Source organism: Pedobacter sp. ISL-64 (assembly GCF_018613605.1).
Lineage (GTDB): Bacteria > Bacteroidota > Bacteroidia > Sphingobacteriales > Sphingobacteriaceae > Pedobacter.
The window spans coordinates 287879-306747 of record NZ_JAGGPU010000010.1; the positions used below are offsets into that span (position 1 = coordinate 287879).

Here is an 18869-nt window from a genome sequence, read left to right on the forward strand (position 1 = left end):
GGACTTTTTTTATATTTTGCGCTGATGAAAATTTGCCTTATTCTCCTATTCTCTGTTTTTTCTTTCGCAACATTGGCTCAAAATGCTCCCGTTAAATGGGCCACCCAGGAAACTTTCTTCGAAGATTTAATAGGTAAAGATTTACCTCATTTTAATGGTTTAACCATCAATAAAAAACAACTCTCCAATACCGATTTAAAAAACCAGGTAGTGGTGATTAACTTTTGGTTCGAAAAATGCCCGCCTTGTATAGCCGAAATGCCTGAATTAAATAACTTGGTGGCTAAATATGGCAAAAAAGCTGTGAGATTTATCGGGGTTACCCATGATGGCCCCGCCAGTGCCAGGCGATTTCAGAAACGGAACGGTTACAAATACGAAATTGTATCATTAAGCAAAGATGAGATCCGAAAACTGAATATTAATCACGGCTTTCCGTCAAATGTTTTGGTAGGAAAAGATGGAAAAATTATTTACGCTACTGCTAATATTTCCTTTTCTGACCCACAGTTTAAAGCTAAATCGGTACTTTTTGAGGAGAAGTTAAAATTTGCATTAACAGGTAATTAGTAATTTTTCGAAGACAGGGACGAAACGATAAAAACTTAGAGAACATATTCGTCATTAATCGGTTTAACAGGCTCCGGGATCTCGTCTTCTTCGAGCATCTGCAAAAGATTAATTTCTATCGTTCTCGTAATCTGGTTAAGCGGAACACCTGCCGAATTGTTCTCGAAAGGATTAACCAGGCTCATTCCATTAATCTGTGTAGATACAAATACGAAACCTATTAACCAGCCCAAAAATATGGCAGCAGGCCCTGCATCCTGACTGATTACCAAGGTAAATGTTACTACAAATAACCAGATAAACACTTTAGTTAAATAGGTATAAGTGGTAGGGAATATGGTGTTTTTAATGCGTTCGCTCATGCCCATTGAATCAGAGAACCGGGTTAACATCTCGTTAATTTCGATAAAGCGAAAACCATCAATGGCATTGGCTTTTGATAATTTCTGTAAATCTCTCGATTGTATATTTAAAATCGCATTATGCGTGTTACTGTGTTTTCCAATTTCTTTTAAATCTGCTTCTGATAAATATTTGGTGTAAATTTCGTCTACCGTTCCCCTCAAACTTGCCTTTAAAGCATATAAAAACGCAATGTGCCTGCAAATCATCCGTTTTACGCTTTCCTCATCCTCATCAACATAATTAATCAATGCCCTTGCAAAAGAGCGGGAATCGTTTACCAAAGCACCCCATATTTTTCGGGCTTCCCACCACCTATCGTAAGCCTGGTTATTGTTAAAACCGATAAAAAAGGCGATAGCTGTACCTAAAACCGTTGGAATAATGGATGGAATGGAAAAATGATGCGCAATTAAATACTCGCGTACAAAGTAAGCCGCAGTGCAGGAGGCAATCATGATCAGATCAACGTGCCACGTATTTCTTAAAATTCTACTTAACCTGATGTTTTGTATTAAAAGCATATAATCTGAATGGGAAATAAATTCGTTACGGATGAAAATACAAAACTAAAGCCAAAATGTTTGGTAATGTAACAAATTAAATGACAGACAGTACAGGTTGCCGATTGTCATGCAAATGTTTATCTTGGGAAACCAAATATTCTTATTTCTTATGAGCGACACTTTACCCAAGAACAATATTTTTAAAGTAATCGGTGCATCATCGTTAGGTACGCTGATTGAATGGTATGATTTTTACATTTTTGGTAGCCTTGCAGTTATCATTGGCCATCAATTGTTTCCAGAAGATGCAGGAGCATCCGCCCTGATCAACACTTTGGCAATTTTCGCAGCAGGCTTTATTGTTCGTCCATTTGGCGCATTGGTTTTTGGCAGACTTGGCGATTTAATCGGCAGAAAATATACTTTTTTGCTCACTTTGGTGCTAATGGGTGGATCGACATTTTTTATCGGCTTAATCCCATCCTACAAAAGCATTGGTTATGCCGCACCAATTTTGGTTTTAATACTAAGGTTGGTTCAAGGATTAGCCCTTGGCGGAGAGTATGGTGGAGCTGCAACTTACGTAGCAGAGCACGCGCCTAAAGATAAACGGGGCTTTTTTACCAGCTGGATTCAAACTACGGCAACCTTAGGACTGTTCCTTTCATTAGGGATTATCGTAATCACAAAAAACATCTTAGGCGCTGAAACTTTTGGCGATTGGGGCTGGAGAATTCCTTTCCTGTTATCCATTGTGCTCGTTGTAGTGTCGATTTATATTCGCATGAAAATGCACGAATCGCCAATGTTTTCTAAGTTGAAAGCTGAAGGAAATATCTCAAAAAACCCTTTAAAAGAAAGTTTTAACAACAAAGCGAATTTTAAAATGGTACTGCTGGCTTTATTTGGTGCTACCATGGGGCAAGGGGTAATCTGGTATACAGGTCAATTTTATGCACAATCATTTTTAGAGAATACCTGTAAATTAGATTTTAACGACTCCAGGTATATTTTACTTTGGGGAATCGCTTTTGCCACGCCATTTTTTGTAGTTTTTGGTGCCTGGAGTGATAAGGTTGGCCGGAAATGGATTATGCTAAGCGGGATGCTTTTGGGTATTCTTTTCTATCGCCCAATCTATCAAATGTTTTTAGATGATACCGATTATACAAAAATTGAACAGACTGATATTTTATCTGCCAGCCCAGCTCCTGTAACATCTGTTTTAATTGCGAATTCAACTGATAGCTTGCGAACGGTTTCTACTAAAATAATGCTTAAAAACGGTGCATCCTTTAATAAGGTGCAAACCGATACGGTTTCTGCAACCAAAGGGATTCTCTTAGGTAAAGAAGTAATAAAAGATAAAGTTTTGCCTACGCCAATATTCTGGAAATTTGTCGGTTTAATCTTCTTCCAGATTTTGCTGGTAACGATGGTTTACGGGCCAATTGCGGCATTCCTTGTCGAACTATTCCCTACTAAAATCAGGTACACCTCTATGTCTTTGCCTTATCATATCGGCAACGGTGTTTTTGGAGGGCTTGTACCATTTATTGCAACACTCATTGCAAGCTTTTCAGGCTCTACACCATTATCAGGTCTATGGTATCCGATAGGTATAGCAGCATTGAGCCTGGTTATTGGCACAATTTATTTATCGAATAAAAGAGACGAAAATATTAACGATTAGATACGAAGAAGAAGATGAATACGTTAAAGAAATTTTTAGGCTTGGTTTGGATGGTTTTAGGGCCATTAACAATGACATTTTTGTTTATCCAGGCAATAGATAAAGTGGGCTTGACCCATTCAGATATCGAACGTACCAATACCATATTGCAATGGGCAATTATCCTGTTTATTTTCCTCCCCATAAGTTTGGGATTGATGATATTTGGCTTTTATGCCTGGAAAGGAGAGTATGATCGCTTGCCGGAAAGTTCGGAGGAGTTGTAATTTATAGGCTGTTAGGTAATATCTTCCTTAATTCATCTTGCGGTTGATGTTTTTTAGCTCATTGTAAACCAACTGCGCAACCGCTTTGGCTCCTTCTGGTTGGAAGTGGGTATTATCTTTTTGCCCTTTTGGATAAGCCTCGTATTTGGCTGAGTCTAAATTCATAAAGTAATGTTTGCTTACAAATTCACTGCCTTTTGTTGTGAAAAAACTCGCTGAAAGTGAGGTTAGATCTATAACGGGCGCATTTAATTCTTTGGCCACATCTTTCACCGCTTGTGGGTATTCGCCATGTGCACTACCCAGTTTACCATCTTTCCAGGGGTAATTGCGGGTAACCGGGGTGATCAGGATCGGTAAAGCACCCCTTGCCCTTGTTTCTTTCACATACATCCTTAAAAAATCTTTATAGCCCGGGATATCAACATAACGTTCAGGTTTATCTTTTGCCGCATCATTATGGCCAAACTGGATCAATACCAGGTCATTCTTTTCCAAGGCTGATAAAACTTCTTTCCACCTTCCCTCTTCAAAAAAAGTTCTGGTGCTTCTTCCTCCTTTTGCCTTATCGATAACCAAAGCACTGTCGCTTTTAATCAGCCTGTTTAATTTTTTTAAGCTGTCTTTTTTTAAGAATTGCTGAAAAACCTGTCCCCAGCCTGTAATGGGGTACTTCTTTTGCAGATAGCCTTCATCCAGGGTATAATCTGCTACAGTAGAATCGCCGATTAAATACACCTTAACAGGTTTTGGTTTTGTAATGAAAGACATCAGTAAAACGGTACCAAGGGCTGCGATAAGGTATTTGTGGTTTTTCATCTTTATTATTTTAACGTTTGTACACGGAACCAATCGTATTCGGCAATTCCTGAATCATTGGTTTGGGTATCTCTGGTGGCAAATATTCCCATTTTTGCACCGATCCATTGGCCTGCGGTGGCCTGAAACTCATCTCCTACATCCGTAAAACGAGTTCCATCTTCACTATAACTAAACTGGCATTTTGCACCAGCAGTAACTTTAACCCTGAAATATACCGAGCCAGATTTTAATTTGGTAATTTCCTTTTCATTTTCCGTTTTTCCCTTGTCGGCACTTTGGCAAACGCCATATACCAGATATAACCCGTCTTTTTTGCTTTTAATACTAATCTGCGCATAACTTCTTCCCATTACCACCAAACCTGTTTTTTCATTTTCCAATTTTGGATTAGGTTTAAACAAGAGCTTGGTTGTTACCATAAATTCATCGGCAGGAAATTTCTGCATTAACAGGTTTGGAACATCCCAAAGGTTTTTAGCGTCATCAGGGATTTTTGTAGTGTATAATTTTAACAAACCTTTATCTGCATCGGTAAATAACCAGGTAGGCTGCGGGTTGGCCTGCCATTGCCACTGCAAACCTAATTTCGAAGTACCAAACTCATCACTTTCCACAGGCGTTTCGATCGGATAAACCTTACCAACATTCGGCTTTTTATAGGTGATAACGGGTTCGCCTTTTCCATCACCATCGGTGTCCAGCCCGATAACAGGCCAATTGTTCACCCATTTCATGGGCTGCAGGTGAACCACGCGACCATAAGCATCTTTATCCTGAAAATGAAGGAACCAATCTTCGCCCGTTTGAGTATTTACCCAGGCGCCCTGATGAGGGCCATTTACCGAAGATTTCCCTTGATCCATGGCTACTTTCCTTTCATATGGGCCGTAGATATTTTTGCTTCTCAGAATCAATTGCCAGCCTGTAGAAACGCCGCCAGCTGGTGCGAACAAATAGTAATAGCCGTTGCGTTTATAAACTTTTGGTCCCTCAATGGTTGGGTCGAGTTCGTGGCCATCGTATACAATTCTGCCGGTTTCTGTAGCTGCTGATCCGTCGCTGCTTAATGGCATAATGGCCAAAACACTTTTTATGCCAGCACGGCTTCCTGCGTAGGCGTAAGCAAGGTAGGCCTTGCCGTCTTCATCCCAGAACGGACAGGGATCAATCAATCCTTTACCTGCGGCGACTAATTTTGGTGCAGACCATGCTCCTGTTATGGTTTTAGCTTTAGTTAAATAAATACCAAAGTCAGGATCAGGGTAATAAATATAAAATTCGCCATTGCGGTAGCGGATGGAAGGTGCCCAAACACCATTGCCATGCTGGGTTTTTTCGAAATGCTCAAATGGAGGCTGGCGTTTTAAGGCATGACCGATTATTGTCCAATTGACCAAATCTCTCGAATGCAGGATCGGCAAGCCCGGGATGGCATCAAAACTGGAGGCGATCATATAAAAATCATCTCCCACCCGGATAGCGTCAGGATCAGAATAATCGGCATTGATAACCGGATTTTTATACGTCCCGTTACCTAGGTCAGAAACCCAAACTTTAGATATGTACCCACTTTTTGGAGCAGGTTGGGCAAAGGTATTTATGCTAAAACTTAAAACGAGGATTAAATTAAATAGATGTTTCATTATACAATGATGTTTTTAATATTTGGTCAGTTATTTATTTAGCGTTACGTCATTCCCGCGCAGGCGGGAATCTTAATGCGGCTTATGATTGCATTAAGATTCCCAATCAAGTTGGGAATGACGACGAGTCTATTTTATCAAATTAGCCTACTAACAAGGTTAAGTCTTTTTTTATTTTTAGGCAAGTTGTTATTGTGCAATCGTTCCCGACATCGTTTGCAGTGTTTAATCTTGAAAAAACTTCTTTCTGATGAATATTAATGTTTAAAATTGTTCATCATATATTTTAAAAACACGGCTACGTTACAAAGTTTATACTTTTACGTGGCCGATTTTAATTTAAGCCTAACCAAATTGATATGAAAGCAATCATCTTATTTTTTCTCACAGCGATTTCATTCGTTGCAAATGCCTTTGATGTTAAACCTGATTTTATTGTGGCTGCCGATGGAAGCGGAAATTTTAAAACCGTACAGGAAGCTATCCACGCAGTGCCCGATTTCAGGAATAAAACGACTGTAATCTTTATCAAAAAAGGCATTTATAAAGAAAAGCTGATATTGGCAGCCTCTAAAAAGAATGTGAAATTTATTGGGGAGAACCTTAACGAAACCATTTTAACTTATGATGATTATGCACAGAAGAAGAATGCTTTTGGCGAAGAAAAAGGTACTTCAGGTTCTTCCAGCTTTTATATTTATGGTGAAGGCTTTTCCGCAGAAAACATCACCTTCGAAAATTCATCAGGCCCGGTGGGGCAAGCCGTTGCAGTTTGGGCAGGCGGTGATAAACTAATTTTTACCAATTGCAGGTTTTTAGGTTTTCAGGATACACTTTATACTTATGGTGGGAATAACCGCCAATATTATAAAAACTGTTATATCGAAGGAACAGTCGATTTTATTTTCGGAGCTTCTACAGCCTGGTTCGAAAGCTGCACTATTTTCTGCAAAAAGGCGGGTTATATCACGGCGGCATCAACTGCTGATACTACAGAATTTGGTTATGTATTAAACAAATGCAAAATCAAAGGAGATGCACCAGCCAATAGCTTTTACCTGGGTAGACCGTGGAGGCCTTACGCAAAAGTTGTCTACCTCAACTGCGAACTGTCTGATTTTATCCGCCCTGAGGGTTGGAACAACTGGGGTAAAGAGAGTAACGAGAAAACAGCCTATTACGCTGAATATAAAAGCACTGGAAAAGGCGCCGATCCAAAAAGCAGGGCAAATTGGTCGCATCAGTTAACCGAAGAGCAGTATAAGGCCTACATTTTGGAAAACGTTTTCCGTGGGTGGAATCCGGAGGCGAAATAAGTTGGTTAAATAATTGATATACAGATGTTAGTGGGCTGTTTGGTGGCGATTTTTTGCTTCGTTTTCCGGTAACGATTGCATAGATTTCTCTTCTATTTTAAGTGCAAACAACGTACACTTGTTATTACAATAACCAAGTATAATTTAACAGCACAAATAATGAAACATATTTCTGGTAGTTTATGCCGTATTAAAGTAGCGCTGGCATGCTTAATTTTATCTTCTGCAAGTTCTGCCATAGCGCAACAACAGCAAAGCCTACCCATTATCCAGCAGGTTAAATTTAAAAAAGATACCACAAGTATTATCAGTTTTGGAGCAAAGGGCGATGGGATTACCTTAAATACGCAAAGCATCAATAAAACCATAGCCAGTGTGAGTCAGAAAGGTGGTGGTGTGGTTTTAATTCCATCTGGCTTGTGGTTAACCGGTCCTATTGAGTTAAAAAGTAATGTAAATCTACACCTAAAACGCGATGCAATCCTTCAGTTTACCGACGACTTTAACCAATACAAATTGGTACAGGGAAATTGGGAAGGCCAACCAGCGTGGAGAAACCAGAGTCCGATTTCGGGTGTTAATCTCGAAAATATAGCCATTACCGGAACCGGGATTATCGACGGGAACGGTGGTGCCTGGCGCATGGTTAAAAAAGATAAATTGACCGAAACACAGTGGAAAACCTTGGTGGCATCTGGTGGCGTAGTGAGGGCTGACGGAAAAATGTGGTACCCATCTGAGAAAACCGTTAAAGGTTCGAATACCAAAAATGCCGGCGTAATTGAGGCTGGTAAAACAGCAGCTGATTATGAAGATATAAAAGATTTCCTTCGTCCGAATCTGTTGGTGTTAACAGGTTGCAAAAGGATTCTTTTAGAGGGCGTTACCTTTCAAAATTCACCCGCGTGGAATTTACACCCTTTACTTTGCGAGGATTTGACCTTAAGAAACCTACAGGTAAAAAACCCTTGGTTTGCACAGAATGGTGATGGTGTTGATGTAGAATCGTGCAAAAACGTATTGATTGAAGGCAGCACTTTCGATGTGGGTGATGATGGGATCTGTATTAAATCGGGAAGAGATGAAGCGGGCCGTAAACGTGGCGTACCTACAGAAAATGTAATTGTTCGGAATAATGTGGTTTACCATGCCCATGGCGGTTTTGTAATCGGAAGCGAAATGAGTGGTGGTGCGAAAAATATCTGGGTGTACGACTGTTCTTTTATCGGCACCGATATTGGCCTGCGTTTTAAAACTACCCGCGGACGTGGTGGTGTGGTAGAAAATATTTATATCAACAACATCAACATGATTGATATTCCGGGCGAAGCGATTCTGTTTGATATGTATTATGCTGCGGTTGATCCGGTTCCTTTGGCAGGCGAAAAACGTGAAGCCATTAAAACGGTAACGGTTCCGGTAACCGAAGCTACCCCTCAGTTCAGAAACTTTTACATTAAAGATGTGGTAGCCAATGGCGCTGAGAAAGCCATGTTTTTCAGGGGTTTGCCAGAAATGAACATCAAAGATATCCACCTGGAAAACGTAACCATAAAAGCGAAGAAAGGCATTGAAATTATTGAAGCCGCTGGAATTTTCCTTAAAAACATAAACGTAATTACCGAAGATACCAGTCCGGTTGTAATGATCCAGAACAGTTCCAACATCAATATCAGTAACTTAAAATACCCTGATAACAGCAAGGTTTTGTTTGATGTATCGGGAGAAAAAACAAAAGGTGTAAAAATTAGCGGAACAGATGTTTCTAAAGCAAAAATGGCTTCACTTTTAGGTATAGAGGTAGATAAAAAAGCACTGGAAATTTCAAAATAACAAACATGAAGAGATCAATTCTATATACAGCAGCTGCGCTCATCGGTTTTTCTATTTTATCACAAAGTGGATTTGCCCAAAAGAAATTGTCAGAACAGTTAACCTTAACAGCGATGGAAAAACTGTTTCAGGATACTACATTGTTAAAAGGTGCAAAAGGCCCTAAATGGACCTACGACATGGGCGTGGTACTGGAAGGTGCTGCAGCAGTTTGGCGGAATACCGGCGATGGGAAATATTTCAAGTACATCCAAAGCTCAATGGATGCCTATTTGGATAAGGAAGGAAATATCAATACGTATAAACCTGATGATTTTAATATCGATAACATTAAAAATGGCCGTTCATTATTATTGTTATATAAGGTTACCGGACAGCAAAAATACCTGTTAGCGGCAACTAAACTATACGATCAGCTTCAAAAACAACCGCGCACCAAAGAAGGTGGATTTTGGCACAAGAAAATTTATCCGAACCAAATGTGGTTGGATGGATTATACATGGGTGAACCTTTTTATGCGGAGTATGCTAAGCTGATGAAAAAAGATGCAGCTTTCGACGACATTGCAAAGCAGTTTATCCTGATGGAAAAGAACTCGCGTGATGCTAAAACAGGATTACTTTACCACGGTTATGATGAAAGCAGAACAGAAAAATGGGCTGATAAAACAACAGGCCGTTCGCCAAACTTTTGGGGCAGAGCGATGGGCTGGTATATCATGGCACTGGTAGATGTATTGGATAATTTTCCGGCTAACCACCCGCAGCGAAAAGAATTAATTGCCATTTTAAACCGTACTGCAATTGCTACTGTAAAATATCAGGATCAAAAATCAGGTGTTTGGTTTGATATTTTGGATATGCCAACCAGAAAAGGAAATTACCTCGAAAGTTCAGCTTCGAGCATGTTTGTATATGGCCTGGCCAAAGGGGTGCGTAAAGGTTGGTTGGCGCCAACATTTATGGATGCTGCAAATAAGGGTTATGCTGGTTTAAAGAAAGAATTTGTTGAACAAGCAGGAGCAGAAAGAATTAACCTCACCAAAACCGTTTCGGTATCGGGATTGGGTGGGAAACCTAAATACCGCGACGGAAGTTTCGACTATTACATCAGCGAAAAAGTAATCACCAACGATCCGAAAGGTGTAGGGGCATTTATTTGCGCCGCTTCAGAAATGGAAATTGCCGCGCTCCCTAAAACAGGTAAAGGTTTAACCGTTACGGTTGATAATTTTTTCAATAACGAGTATATGACCGGCCCAACCGGAGATAAAATCCCCTTTCATTACGTATGGGAAGAAGATGATAACAATGGCTTTTCGTTATTCGGTAAAGTATTTAACGATGCTGGTGTAAAAACCGCTACCCTTAAAACTGCACCAACAACAGCAAACTTAAAAGGAAGTAACATTTACATTATTGTAGACCCTGATACGGAAAAAGAAACTGCAAACCCAAATTTCATGAATGCTGCACATGCCAAACAGGTTAGCGAGTGGGTTAAAGCGGGTGGCGTATTGGTATTGTTATTAAATGATGTTGGCAATTGTGAAATTTCGAAATTCAATGTATTACCAGAAACCTTTGGCATCCATTTTAACGAGGATAGCCGCAACAAGGTTCAAGGTTCGAACTTTGAACAGGGCGCAGTAAAAATCCCCGCCGGAAATTCAATTTTTAAAACAGCTAAGAAAGTTTATATCAAAGAGATTTCCACTATTGTGGCAAAAAGCCCTGCCGTTTCGGCCTTAAAGGATAATGGTGATGTGCTTATTGCAACAGCAAAATATGGTAAGGGAACTGTTTTCGCGGTGGGCGATCCTTGGTTTTATAACGAATATATCGATGGCAGAAAATTGCCCGCAGATTTTGAAAACTTTAAGGCAACGAACGATTTGGTAAACTGGTTGATTAAACAGGTTCCCAGTAAAAAGTAACCACAGATGAAAAAGATGAACACAGATGACGAAGTAAAACTGTCATCCTGTCCAAAGGACTCCTGCAGAGAGCCTGTCGAAGGACTTGTTAAAATTACAGCAAACAGCGTTTCGACAAGCTCAACGTGACATATTGGATGAAAAAATACTCCGTGCCTCCGTGGCAAAAAACTAACAAACAGAAATGATGAAAATAAAAATATTGTTAACCCTGATCTGTATAAGCTTAATGCTATCTTGTTATGCGCAGCAGCCTAATGATTCTACCGCAGAAAAAATGCTTGTATATCAACTTGGCAATGGTGGTTGGCCTAAGCAGTTAGAAGATAAAAGTGTGGTTAACTATGGTGCAACCTTAACACCTGAGCTTTTGGCCAGGATAAAAGCCACCAAAGATCTGCATGCTACATTCGATAATAGGGCCACCAGCAGAGAAGTGGTATACCTCATTCAAGCGTATAAAAAAACACAAAACAAGGCTTATTTAACGGCAGCTGAAAAAGGATTAGATTATATTTTATCCGCTCAATATGCCAATGGTGGCTGGCCTCAGTATTATCCTGATAAAACTTTGTACCGTTCAGAAATTACTTACAATGATGATGCAATGATTAATGTGCTTAATATCTTACAGGATATTGTTACACAGAAAAATGATTTTGACGTCGTGAATCCAGCTTATATCAAAAAAGCAGAGAAAGCCATTGTAAAAGGTATCGATTGTATTATCAAAACACAGGTAAAACAGAATGGAACGTTAACCATCTGGGCTGCGCAATACGATAAAGACTCGATGTTGCCCGCAAAAGCAAGAGCATTTGAGCCGGCTTCGTTAAGCACAAGTGAATCGGCAGGTATTGTCCGTTTCCTGATGAGGCTTAAAAACCCATCACCAGAAGTAAAAAATGCAGTTGCCGCAGCAGTGAAATGGTTCGATACCTATAAAATAGCTGGTTACCGTTTCGATCGGAACAAAAATATTTCAGCTTTGGTTGCCGATAACACCAGCATGGCTTGGGCCCGTTTTTACGATATAGAGAAAAACACCCCAATTTTCGGCGATCGCGACAATACCATTAAAACAAAATTGGAAGAGTTAAGTCCTGAGCGGCGAAACGGTTATGCCTGGTATGGCAACTGGGGACAGAAATTAATTGAAAAGGAATACCCGAAGTGGTTAAGCACGAATGGGAAATAAATAATTATAAAAATCGCCATTGCGAGGCACGAAGCGATCTTACTACTATGGGTGGGAATTTCTACCGTTTTAAGATTGCTTCGTTCCTCGCAATGACGGAAATCGCAAGGATATGATTTTAAACAAAGAAAATTTAGCAAACATTAACGGCGACAAGGTTACCAAACCAAGCACCGAAATTTTGGCTTTACCAGAAAAAATAATTCAGTTTGGAACAGGTGTTTTATTACGTGGTTTGCCAGATTATTTTATTGATAAGGCCAACCAGAAAGGTATTTTTAATGGGCGTATTTTAGTAGTCAAATCTACTTCAAAAGGTGGTGCCGATGCATTTTCGAAACAGGATAATTTATACACGCTTTGTGTAAAAGGTATCGAAGATGGTATTAATGTAGAAGAAAATTCAATCAACGCTTCAATCAGCCGTGTTTTATCGGCTTCGCAAGATTGGGCCGAAATTTTGAAGGCTGCCCACCAGCCAGAAATGCAGGTTGTAATTTCGAATACGACTGAAGTTGGGATTGTTAAAAGTGAAGATAAAATTACCGATAACCCACCACAATCGTACCCTGGAAAATTATTGGCTTTCTTGCACGAAAGGTATAAAGCTTTTAACGGGTCCGCCGAAAGCGGAATGGTGATCGTACCGACAGAATTAATCAGTGATAATGCCGATAAACTGAAAGAAATCTTATTGGATCTTGCCATCCAGAACAAATTAGGTTGGGATTTCGAAAACTGGTTAAAAACGGCCAATTATTTCTGCAAAACTTTGGTGGATAGAATTGTGCCTGGAAAACTTCCAGAGGCCGAACAAAAAGCGATTGAAAGTGAACTGGGTTACGAAGATGAACTCATGATCATGGCCGAGCCTTTCAGGCTTTGGGCGATCGAATCAGCGAGTGAAAAGGTTAAAGAAATTTTATCATTTGCAATGGCTGATAAAGGCGTTGTTATTGTCCCATCGATCGATAAATTTAAAGAATTAAAACTTCGTTTGCTTAACGGTACACACACCATCAGTTGTGGATTAGCCATTTTAGCAGGTTTTAATACCGTAAAAGAGGCTATGGCGAATAAAGATTTCTCTGCCAATGTGTTAAAATTGATGAAAGATGAAATTGCACCGGTTGTGGTAAATGAAGATATTACTTATGATGAGGCAATTGCTTTTGCAGAAAGTGTGATCGATCGTTTCAGCAATCCTGCTTTAGAACACCAATGGCAGGCCATTACACTAAACTTCACTTCAAAGATGCAGATGCGTAACATGCCACTCATTAGAGGATATTATGCTTTAAAAAATGAAGTTCCTCAACTTACGGCATTAGGGGTTGCTGCTTATATTCTTTTTATGAATGTAAACAAAGATGGCGATACCTACACGGCCAGCGCAAATGGAAAAACCTATCCGGTACAGGATGAATTTGCAGAGATTTTATACGAATACTGGAAGAATCCAGAAACGGTTGTAGATAATACCCTTGGCGACAGGCGTCTTTGGGATAAAAACTTGAATAACTATCCCGGCTTTAACGAGGCCGTAAAATCTTACGTTGATTTATTACAAAATAAAGGTGCAAAAGAAACTTTAAGTAACTTGCATTCAGAAAGAACAATTTAAAATGGTTACGAGAATTTTAAAAATCCATCCTAACGATAATGTACTTGTTGCCCTGCAAAATCTGGCAAAAGGCGAAACCGTTATTTACGATGGGCAGGAATATATTTTACAGGATGATATCCAGGCTAAGCATAAATTTTTTATGCAGGATATGAATGCAGGCGATCACATCATTATGTACGGTGTGCTGGTGGGGAAAGCGCAGCATTTCATCCTAAAAGGCGGCTTAATGGATACTGAAAACACTAAACATGCATCAGATCCTTACGAGTTCCGCCCTTACCATTACGAATGGCATGCACCTGATGTTTCTAAATTTGAAGGCCGGACCTTTAACGGTTATATCCGTAGTGATGGCCGCGTTGGAACTGCAAATTACTGGTTGTTTATTCCAACCGTTTTTTGCGAAAACCGTAATCTGGATGTGATCCGTGAAGCCTTGCACAACGAATTGGGTTACGCCGTAACCGATAAATACAAATCTTATGCCCACCAATTGGTTGAGGCTTATAAAAATGGCGAAATTTTGGAAGAAGCTGATCCAAGCTCAATTGGAATTGCAAATCCATCGACCAACCGTGTTTTTAAAAATGTAGATGGTATTAAATTCTTAAATCATCAGGGTGGTTGTGGTGGTACCCGTCAGGATGCTGCTGTGTTAAGTAAATTATTGGCTGCTTATGCCGATCATCCTAACGTTGCGGGCGTAACCGTATTGAGCTTAGGCTGCCAGAATTTACAGGTGAAAGATTTTATGGACGATTTAAAACACCGTAGTCCAAATTTTGATAAACCTTTGTTCATTTTTGAGCAACAACAATCGCAGAGCGAAGAACAACTGGTTAAAGAAGCCATCAGGAAAACTTTTATCGGCTTAACCGAAATCAATAAGATCGAACGCCAGCCTGCCCCCTTAAGTAAACTGGTTTTAGGGGTTAAATGTGGTGGTAGTGATGGGTTTAGTGGAATCAGCGCTAATCCGGCAGTAGGTTATACCTCCGATTTATTGGTGGCTTTAGGTGGCACTGTACTTCTTGCTGAGTTTCCTGAGCTTTGCGGCGCAGAACAACAGTTAATCGACCGTACAAAAGACGAAACTGCAGCGCGTAAATTCATCCAATTGATGACTGCTTACAATCAATCTGCAGAAAATGTTGGTTCTGGATTTTTCATGAATCCGTCACCTGGAAATATCAAAGATGGTTTGATTACCGATGCCATTAAGAGTACCGGCGCGGCCAAAAAAGGTGGAACATCACCAGTAGAAGATGTTTTGGATTATACTGAGCCTGCTACAAAACCAGGATTAAACTTAGTTTGCACTCCCGGAAATGATGTTGAGGCCACTACAGGCAAAGCAGCAGCTGGAGCTACCTTGATTTTGTTTACCACAGGTTTAGGAACACCAACCGGAAACCCGGTTTGTCCAACCATCAAAGTTTCAACCAATAATGCATTAACCAAACGCATGGGCGATATTATCGACATCAACTGCGGACCGGTAATTGAAGGCGAAAAAACCATTGAAGAAATGGGAGAAGATATTTTGGAATATTGCATTAAAGCAGCCAGTGGCGAAGTAATACCTAAAGCTGTGTTGCTTAATCAGGATGATTTTATTCCATGGAAAAGGGGCGTAAGTCTTTAGTCCATAGTCTGAAGTCCTGCGTCTTGGATGCTAAGTCAAATTCCGTGGTCTGTGTCCTCACAGACCGCAATAGATAAAACATAAATTGAGTTCCGATCTGTGAGGACACAGACCAGGGATAAATAAAAAATGAATAGATAAGCGGTTTGATCAGCTCAAATCTCTTATCTCAAATCACATAGCATGAAACCTTTTTTAGACGAAAATTTTCTTTTGCAAAGCAAAACTGCTGAAAAGCTTTATCACAATTTTGCAAAATCATTGCCGATTATCGACTACCATAATCACCTTATTCCGGAGCAGATTGCCAATAACACTCAGTTTGCAAACATCAGCCAGGTTTGGCTTGCCGGCGATCATTACAAATGGAGAGCCATGCGTGCCAACGGTGTTGATGAAAAATACATTACAGGTGTAGGGTCTGACTATGAAAAATTTGAGAAATGGGCAGAAACTGTTCCCTATACTTTACGTAATCCTTTATACCACTGGACACATCTGGAACTTCAGCGTTATTTCGGCATTACCGATCTGCTTTCTGGCAAAACTGCGCAGAAAATTTTCGACGAATGTTCTGCAAAATTGCAGACACCTGAATATTCTGTACGTGGTTTGCTAGCCAAAATGAATGTAGAAGCCGTTTGTACTACCGATGATCCTTTGGATAGCTTAAACTATCACCAACAATTGGCAAGAGAAGGCGCAAACTTTAAAATGTTGCCTGCCTTCCGCCCGGATAAAGCGATGAACAGTGACGATATTGAAGGTTTAAATGAATATATTGACAAATTGGAAAGTGTTGTAGATAAAACAATCAGTAGCTTTCAGGATTATATCGATGCTTTAAAAAGCCGTCACGATTACTTTGCGGCAAATGGCTGCTCAGTTTCTGACCATGGTTTAGAGCAGATTTATGCTGAAGATTATACAGAAGCAGAAATTGCATCAATTTTCGACAAAATCCGCAGTAAACAACATATTTCTTACGAGGAGAACCTGAAATTTAAATCGGCCATGCTGATTTATTTTGCAGAATGGGATCACGAAAAAGGTTGGGTGCAACAATATCACCTGGGTGCATTGCGTAACAACAATGCCCGGATGTTAAGGCAGTTAGGTCCTGATACCGGCTGGGATTCTATCGGCGATTTTAGTCAGGCCAGAATGCTTTCTAAATTCTTAAACCGTTTGGATAATCAGGATAAACTGGCAAAGACCATTATTTATAACCTTAATCCTGCTGATAATGAATTAATTGCAACAATGATCGGAAACTTTAACGACGGTTCGGTTGCGGGTAAAGTGCAATTTGGTTCGGCATGGTGGTTTTTAGACCAAAAGGATGGTATGATTAAACAATTAAATGCGTTATCGAACATGGGGCTTTTAAGCCGTTTGGTAGGGATGCTTACCGATTCGAGAAGTTTTCTTTCTTTCCCTCGCCACGAATATTTTAGAAGAATTGTTTGTAACCTGTTTGGCGAAGACATTGAGAATGGCGAATTGCCGAACGACTTGGAGTGGGTTGGCAAAATTGTTCAGGATATTTCGTACTTTAACGCAAAAAATTACTTTAAATTTTAACCAAAATAGGGCTTTAAAGAGGTATTTCGTTGGAATCAAATCATTTCAATCGTTTTCCTTCCATTTTCATACCGTTGCAGAAAACAGCATGAAATACGCCGATTAGATACAAAAATGAGCACCCAAATATTCGCTTCATCAAAAAAAGGAGAAAAAGTTTTAAGCTTTGGTGAAATACTTTTGCGCATCTGTCCTGATATGGACGGCCAATGGTTAAAAGAAAACAAACTGCCGTTTTACGTGGGTGGTGCTGAGCTGAATGTAGCTACTGCACTGGCACTTTGGAACGTACCATCGGCCTATTTATCGGCTGTGCCTGATAATTCGGTAACCAGAGAGATTGTAGATTATCTCGATGCACGGAACATTGATACCACACCAATGGTTTATCATGGCGAACGTTTGGGGTTATACTATCTTCCGAAAGGGAAAGACCTTAAAAATGCAGGCGTAATTTACGATAGGGCAAATTCGGCCTATGCCGGTTTAAAAGTTGGCCAAATTAACTGGGATGAAGTTTTTGAAGGTGTGAGCTGGTTTCATTTCAGCGCCATTTGCCCGGCAATAAATCAATCTATTGCTGATGTTTGCTTAGAAGCTTTAAAAGTGGCAAGTGCGAAAAATATTACCATTTCGCTTGATTTAAACTATCGTGCCAAACTTTGGAAATACGGTAAAGATCCGATTGATGTGTTGCCCGAACTGGCTCAATATTGCACGCTGATTATGGGCAATGTGTGGGCCGCCAATAAAATGTTGGGCACTGCACTTCACGAAGATTTAACACCAACTGAGGGTTATGCAAAGGAAACGTTACTGCAACAGGCAACAGATACTTCTAAAGAAATATTAAGTTTGTTTCCGTCTTGCAAGGCGGTTGCAAATACCTTTAGGTTCGATCATGGCAAGGGTATCAGGTATTATACTGCCATTTATACTACTGACGAATTAACAGTTTCTGAGGAATATGTTTCAGAGGAAATTTTAGATAAGGTAGGTAGTGGCGATTGTTTTATGGCCGGTCTGATTTATGGCTTTTACAACCAATTATCGGCCAAAGAAACCTTAAATTTTGCCACCGCAGCAGCATACGATAAATTATACATTCCAAGCGATGCTACAACCAGTACTGTAGCCGATATAGAAAAAAGAATAATACGCAATGATTAGCAACAAGCACAAAATTTTAGATGCCATTTTAGAGCAGGGCATGTTACCCCTTTTTTACCAGGATAGCGAATCGGGTAGCGTAGAAATATTACGCACTTTGTATAAAGCCGGCGTTCGCGTTTTTGAATATACCAACCGAGGTAAATCGGCCCTGCCGAACTTTAAAAAGTTGAAAGAAATCCGTGATGCTGAAATGCCCGATCTTTATTTGGGAATTGGAACGATTAAAACTCCTGCCGATGCAAATGCATTTATCGAAGCCGGAACAGATTTTATTGTGGCACCGATTGTAAATCCGGCAGTTGCCGAAATTGCAAATAAAATTGGTATGCTTTGGATCCCTGGATGTATGACGCCGACCGAAATCAGTGTCGCTCAAGAGCACAAAGCCATGTTGATCAAAATTTTCCCTGCCAATATTTTAGGCCCTGAATTTATTTCATCGATTAAAGATCTTTTCGCCGGACAGCTGTTTATGCCAACTGGTGGCGTAGAAATTAATGCCGACAACCTAAAAACCTGGTTTAAATCAGGCGTTTGTGCCGTAGGTATGGGCAGCAAATTAATCAGTAAAGATGTGATGAGCAAAGGTCTTTACGAGGAGTTATTCGACAATACAAAACTAGCGCTTGACTTAATTCAGCAGAGCAAATAAAT

15 protein-coding genes are annotated in these 18869 nt (G+C 40.0%); 12 read left to right on the forward strand and 3 right to left on the reverse strand.

The window, feature by feature from the left end; genetic code table 11:
* Window positions 1-24 precede the first annotated feature (24 nt).
* Window positions 25-570 (forward strand): TlpA family protein disulfide reductase, encoded by a 546-nt coding sequence (locus tag J7E57_RS15405; protein WP_215165646.1) that lies wholly within the window; start codon window positions 25-27, stop codon window positions 568-570.
* A gap of 35 nt (window positions 571-605) precedes the next feature.
* Here the strand turns inward: J7E57_RS15405 and J7E57_RS15410 are convergent, their stop codons facing one another.
* Complete coding sequence (locus J7E57_RS15410) at window positions 606-1496, reverse strand: bestrophin family protein (protein WP_215165648.1); 891 nt, start codon at window positions 1494-1496, stop codon at window positions 606-608.
* Window positions 1497-1647: 151 nt separating this feature from the next.
* Here J7E57_RS15410 and J7E57_RS15415 point away from each other — a divergent pair, with 151 nt between their 5' ends.
* Both J7E57_RS15415 and J7E57_RS15420 read left to right on the forward strand, forming a co-directional pair.
* Window positions 1648-3171, forward strand: a complete 1524-nt coding sequence (locus J7E57_RS15415; protein WP_215165649.1) for an MFS transporter — start codon at window positions 1648-1650, stop codon at window positions 3169-3171.
* Between the two features lie 14 nt (window positions 3172-3185).
* Complete coding sequence (locus J7E57_RS15420; RefSeq protein WP_215165650.1) at window positions 3186-3437, forward strand: DUF6814 family protein; 252 nt, start codon at window positions 3186-3188, stop codon at window positions 3435-3437.
* A gap of 27 nt (window positions 3438-3464) precedes the next feature.
* Here J7E57_RS15420 and J7E57_RS15425 read toward each other — a convergent pair whose 3' ends face one another.
* Both J7E57_RS15425 and J7E57_RS15430 read right to left on the reverse strand, forming a co-directional pair.
* Window positions 3465-4256, reverse strand: a complete 792-nt coding sequence (locus J7E57_RS15425) for a rhamnogalacturonan acetylesterase (RefSeq protein ID WP_251029933.1) — start codon at window positions 4254-4256, stop codon at window positions 3465-3467.
* 5 nt (window positions 4257-4261) lie between these two features.
* Window positions 4262-5902, reverse strand: a complete 1641-nt coding sequence (locus tag J7E57_RS15430) for a glycoside hydrolase 43 family protein (protein ID WP_215165652.1) — start codon at window positions 5900-5902, stop codon at window positions 4262-4264.
* Window positions 5903-6261: 359 nt separating this feature from the next.
* Here J7E57_RS15430 and J7E57_RS15435 point away from each other — a divergent pair, with 359 nt between their 5' ends.
* The 9 genes from J7E57_RS15435 to J7E57_RS15475 all read left to right on the forward strand — a co-directional run bounded on the left by J7E57_RS15435 (window position 6262) and on the right by J7E57_RS15475 (window position 18867).
* Window positions 6262-7218: a pectinesterase family protein gene (locus tag J7E57_RS15435; RefSeq protein WP_215165654.1), complete on the forward strand. Its 957-nt coding sequence runs from the start codon at window positions 6262-6264 to the stop codon at window positions 7216-7218.
* 159 nt (window positions 7219-7377) lie between these two features.
* The gene (locus J7E57_RS15440) at window positions 7378-9051 is read left to right on the forward strand and encodes a glycoside hydrolase family 28 protein (protein WP_215165663.1); all 1674 of its coding nucleotides are present in this window, start codon (window positions 7378-7380) and stop codon (window positions 9049-9051) included.
* 5 nt (window positions 9052-9056) lie between these two features.
* A complete protein-coding gene (locus J7E57_RS15445) occupies window positions 9057-10988 on the forward strand; it encodes a glycoside hydrolase family 88 protein (protein ID WP_215165664.1) in 1932 nt (643 codons plus the stop codon).
* A gap of 184 nt (window positions 10989-11172) precedes the next feature.
* Entirely contained in the window at window positions 11173-12186 is a 1014-nt protein-coding gene (gene pelA / locus J7E57_RS15450; protein ID WP_215165672.1) for a pectate lyase, read from the forward strand.
* A 112-nt stretch (window positions 12187-12298) separates the two neighbouring features.
* Window positions 12299-13810 carry a tagaturonate reductase gene (locus tag J7E57_RS15455; RefSeq protein ID WP_215165674.1) on the forward strand — a complete coding sequence of 504 codons (1512 nt, stop codon included), beginning with the start codon at window positions 12299-12301 and terminating at the stop codon, window positions 13808-13810.
* A gap of 1 nt (window position 13811) precedes the next feature.
* Complete coding sequence (locus J7E57_RS15460) at window positions 13812-15458, forward strand: UxaA family hydrolase (protein WP_215165682.1); 1647 nt, start codon at window positions 13812-13814, stop codon at window positions 15456-15458.
* Window positions 15459-15641: 183 nt separating this feature from the next.
* Window positions 15642-17042 carry a glucuronate isomerase gene (gene uxaC, locus J7E57_RS15465; protein WP_215165684.1) on the forward strand — a complete coding sequence of 467 codons (1401 nt, stop codon included), beginning with the start codon at window positions 15642-15644 and terminating at the stop codon, window positions 17040-17042.
* A 114-nt stretch (window positions 17043-17156) separates the two neighbouring features.
* Window positions 17157-18212: a sugar kinase gene (locus J7E57_RS15470; RefSeq protein ID WP_215165695.1), complete on the forward strand. Its 1056-nt coding sequence runs from the start codon at window positions 17157-17159 to the stop codon at window positions 18210-18212.
* The gene (locus J7E57_RS15475) at window positions 18205-18867 is read left to right on the forward strand and encodes a bifunctional 4-hydroxy-2-oxoglutarate aldolase/2-dehydro-3-deoxy-phosphogluconate aldolase (protein ID WP_193419254.1); all 663 of its coding nucleotides are present in this window, start codon (window positions 18205-18207) and stop codon (window positions 18865-18867) included. The genes J7E57_RS15470 and J7E57_RS15475 overlap by 8 nt, the downstream gene beginning before the upstream one ends.
* The last annotated feature ends 2 nt before the right edge of the window (window positions 18868-18869 follow it).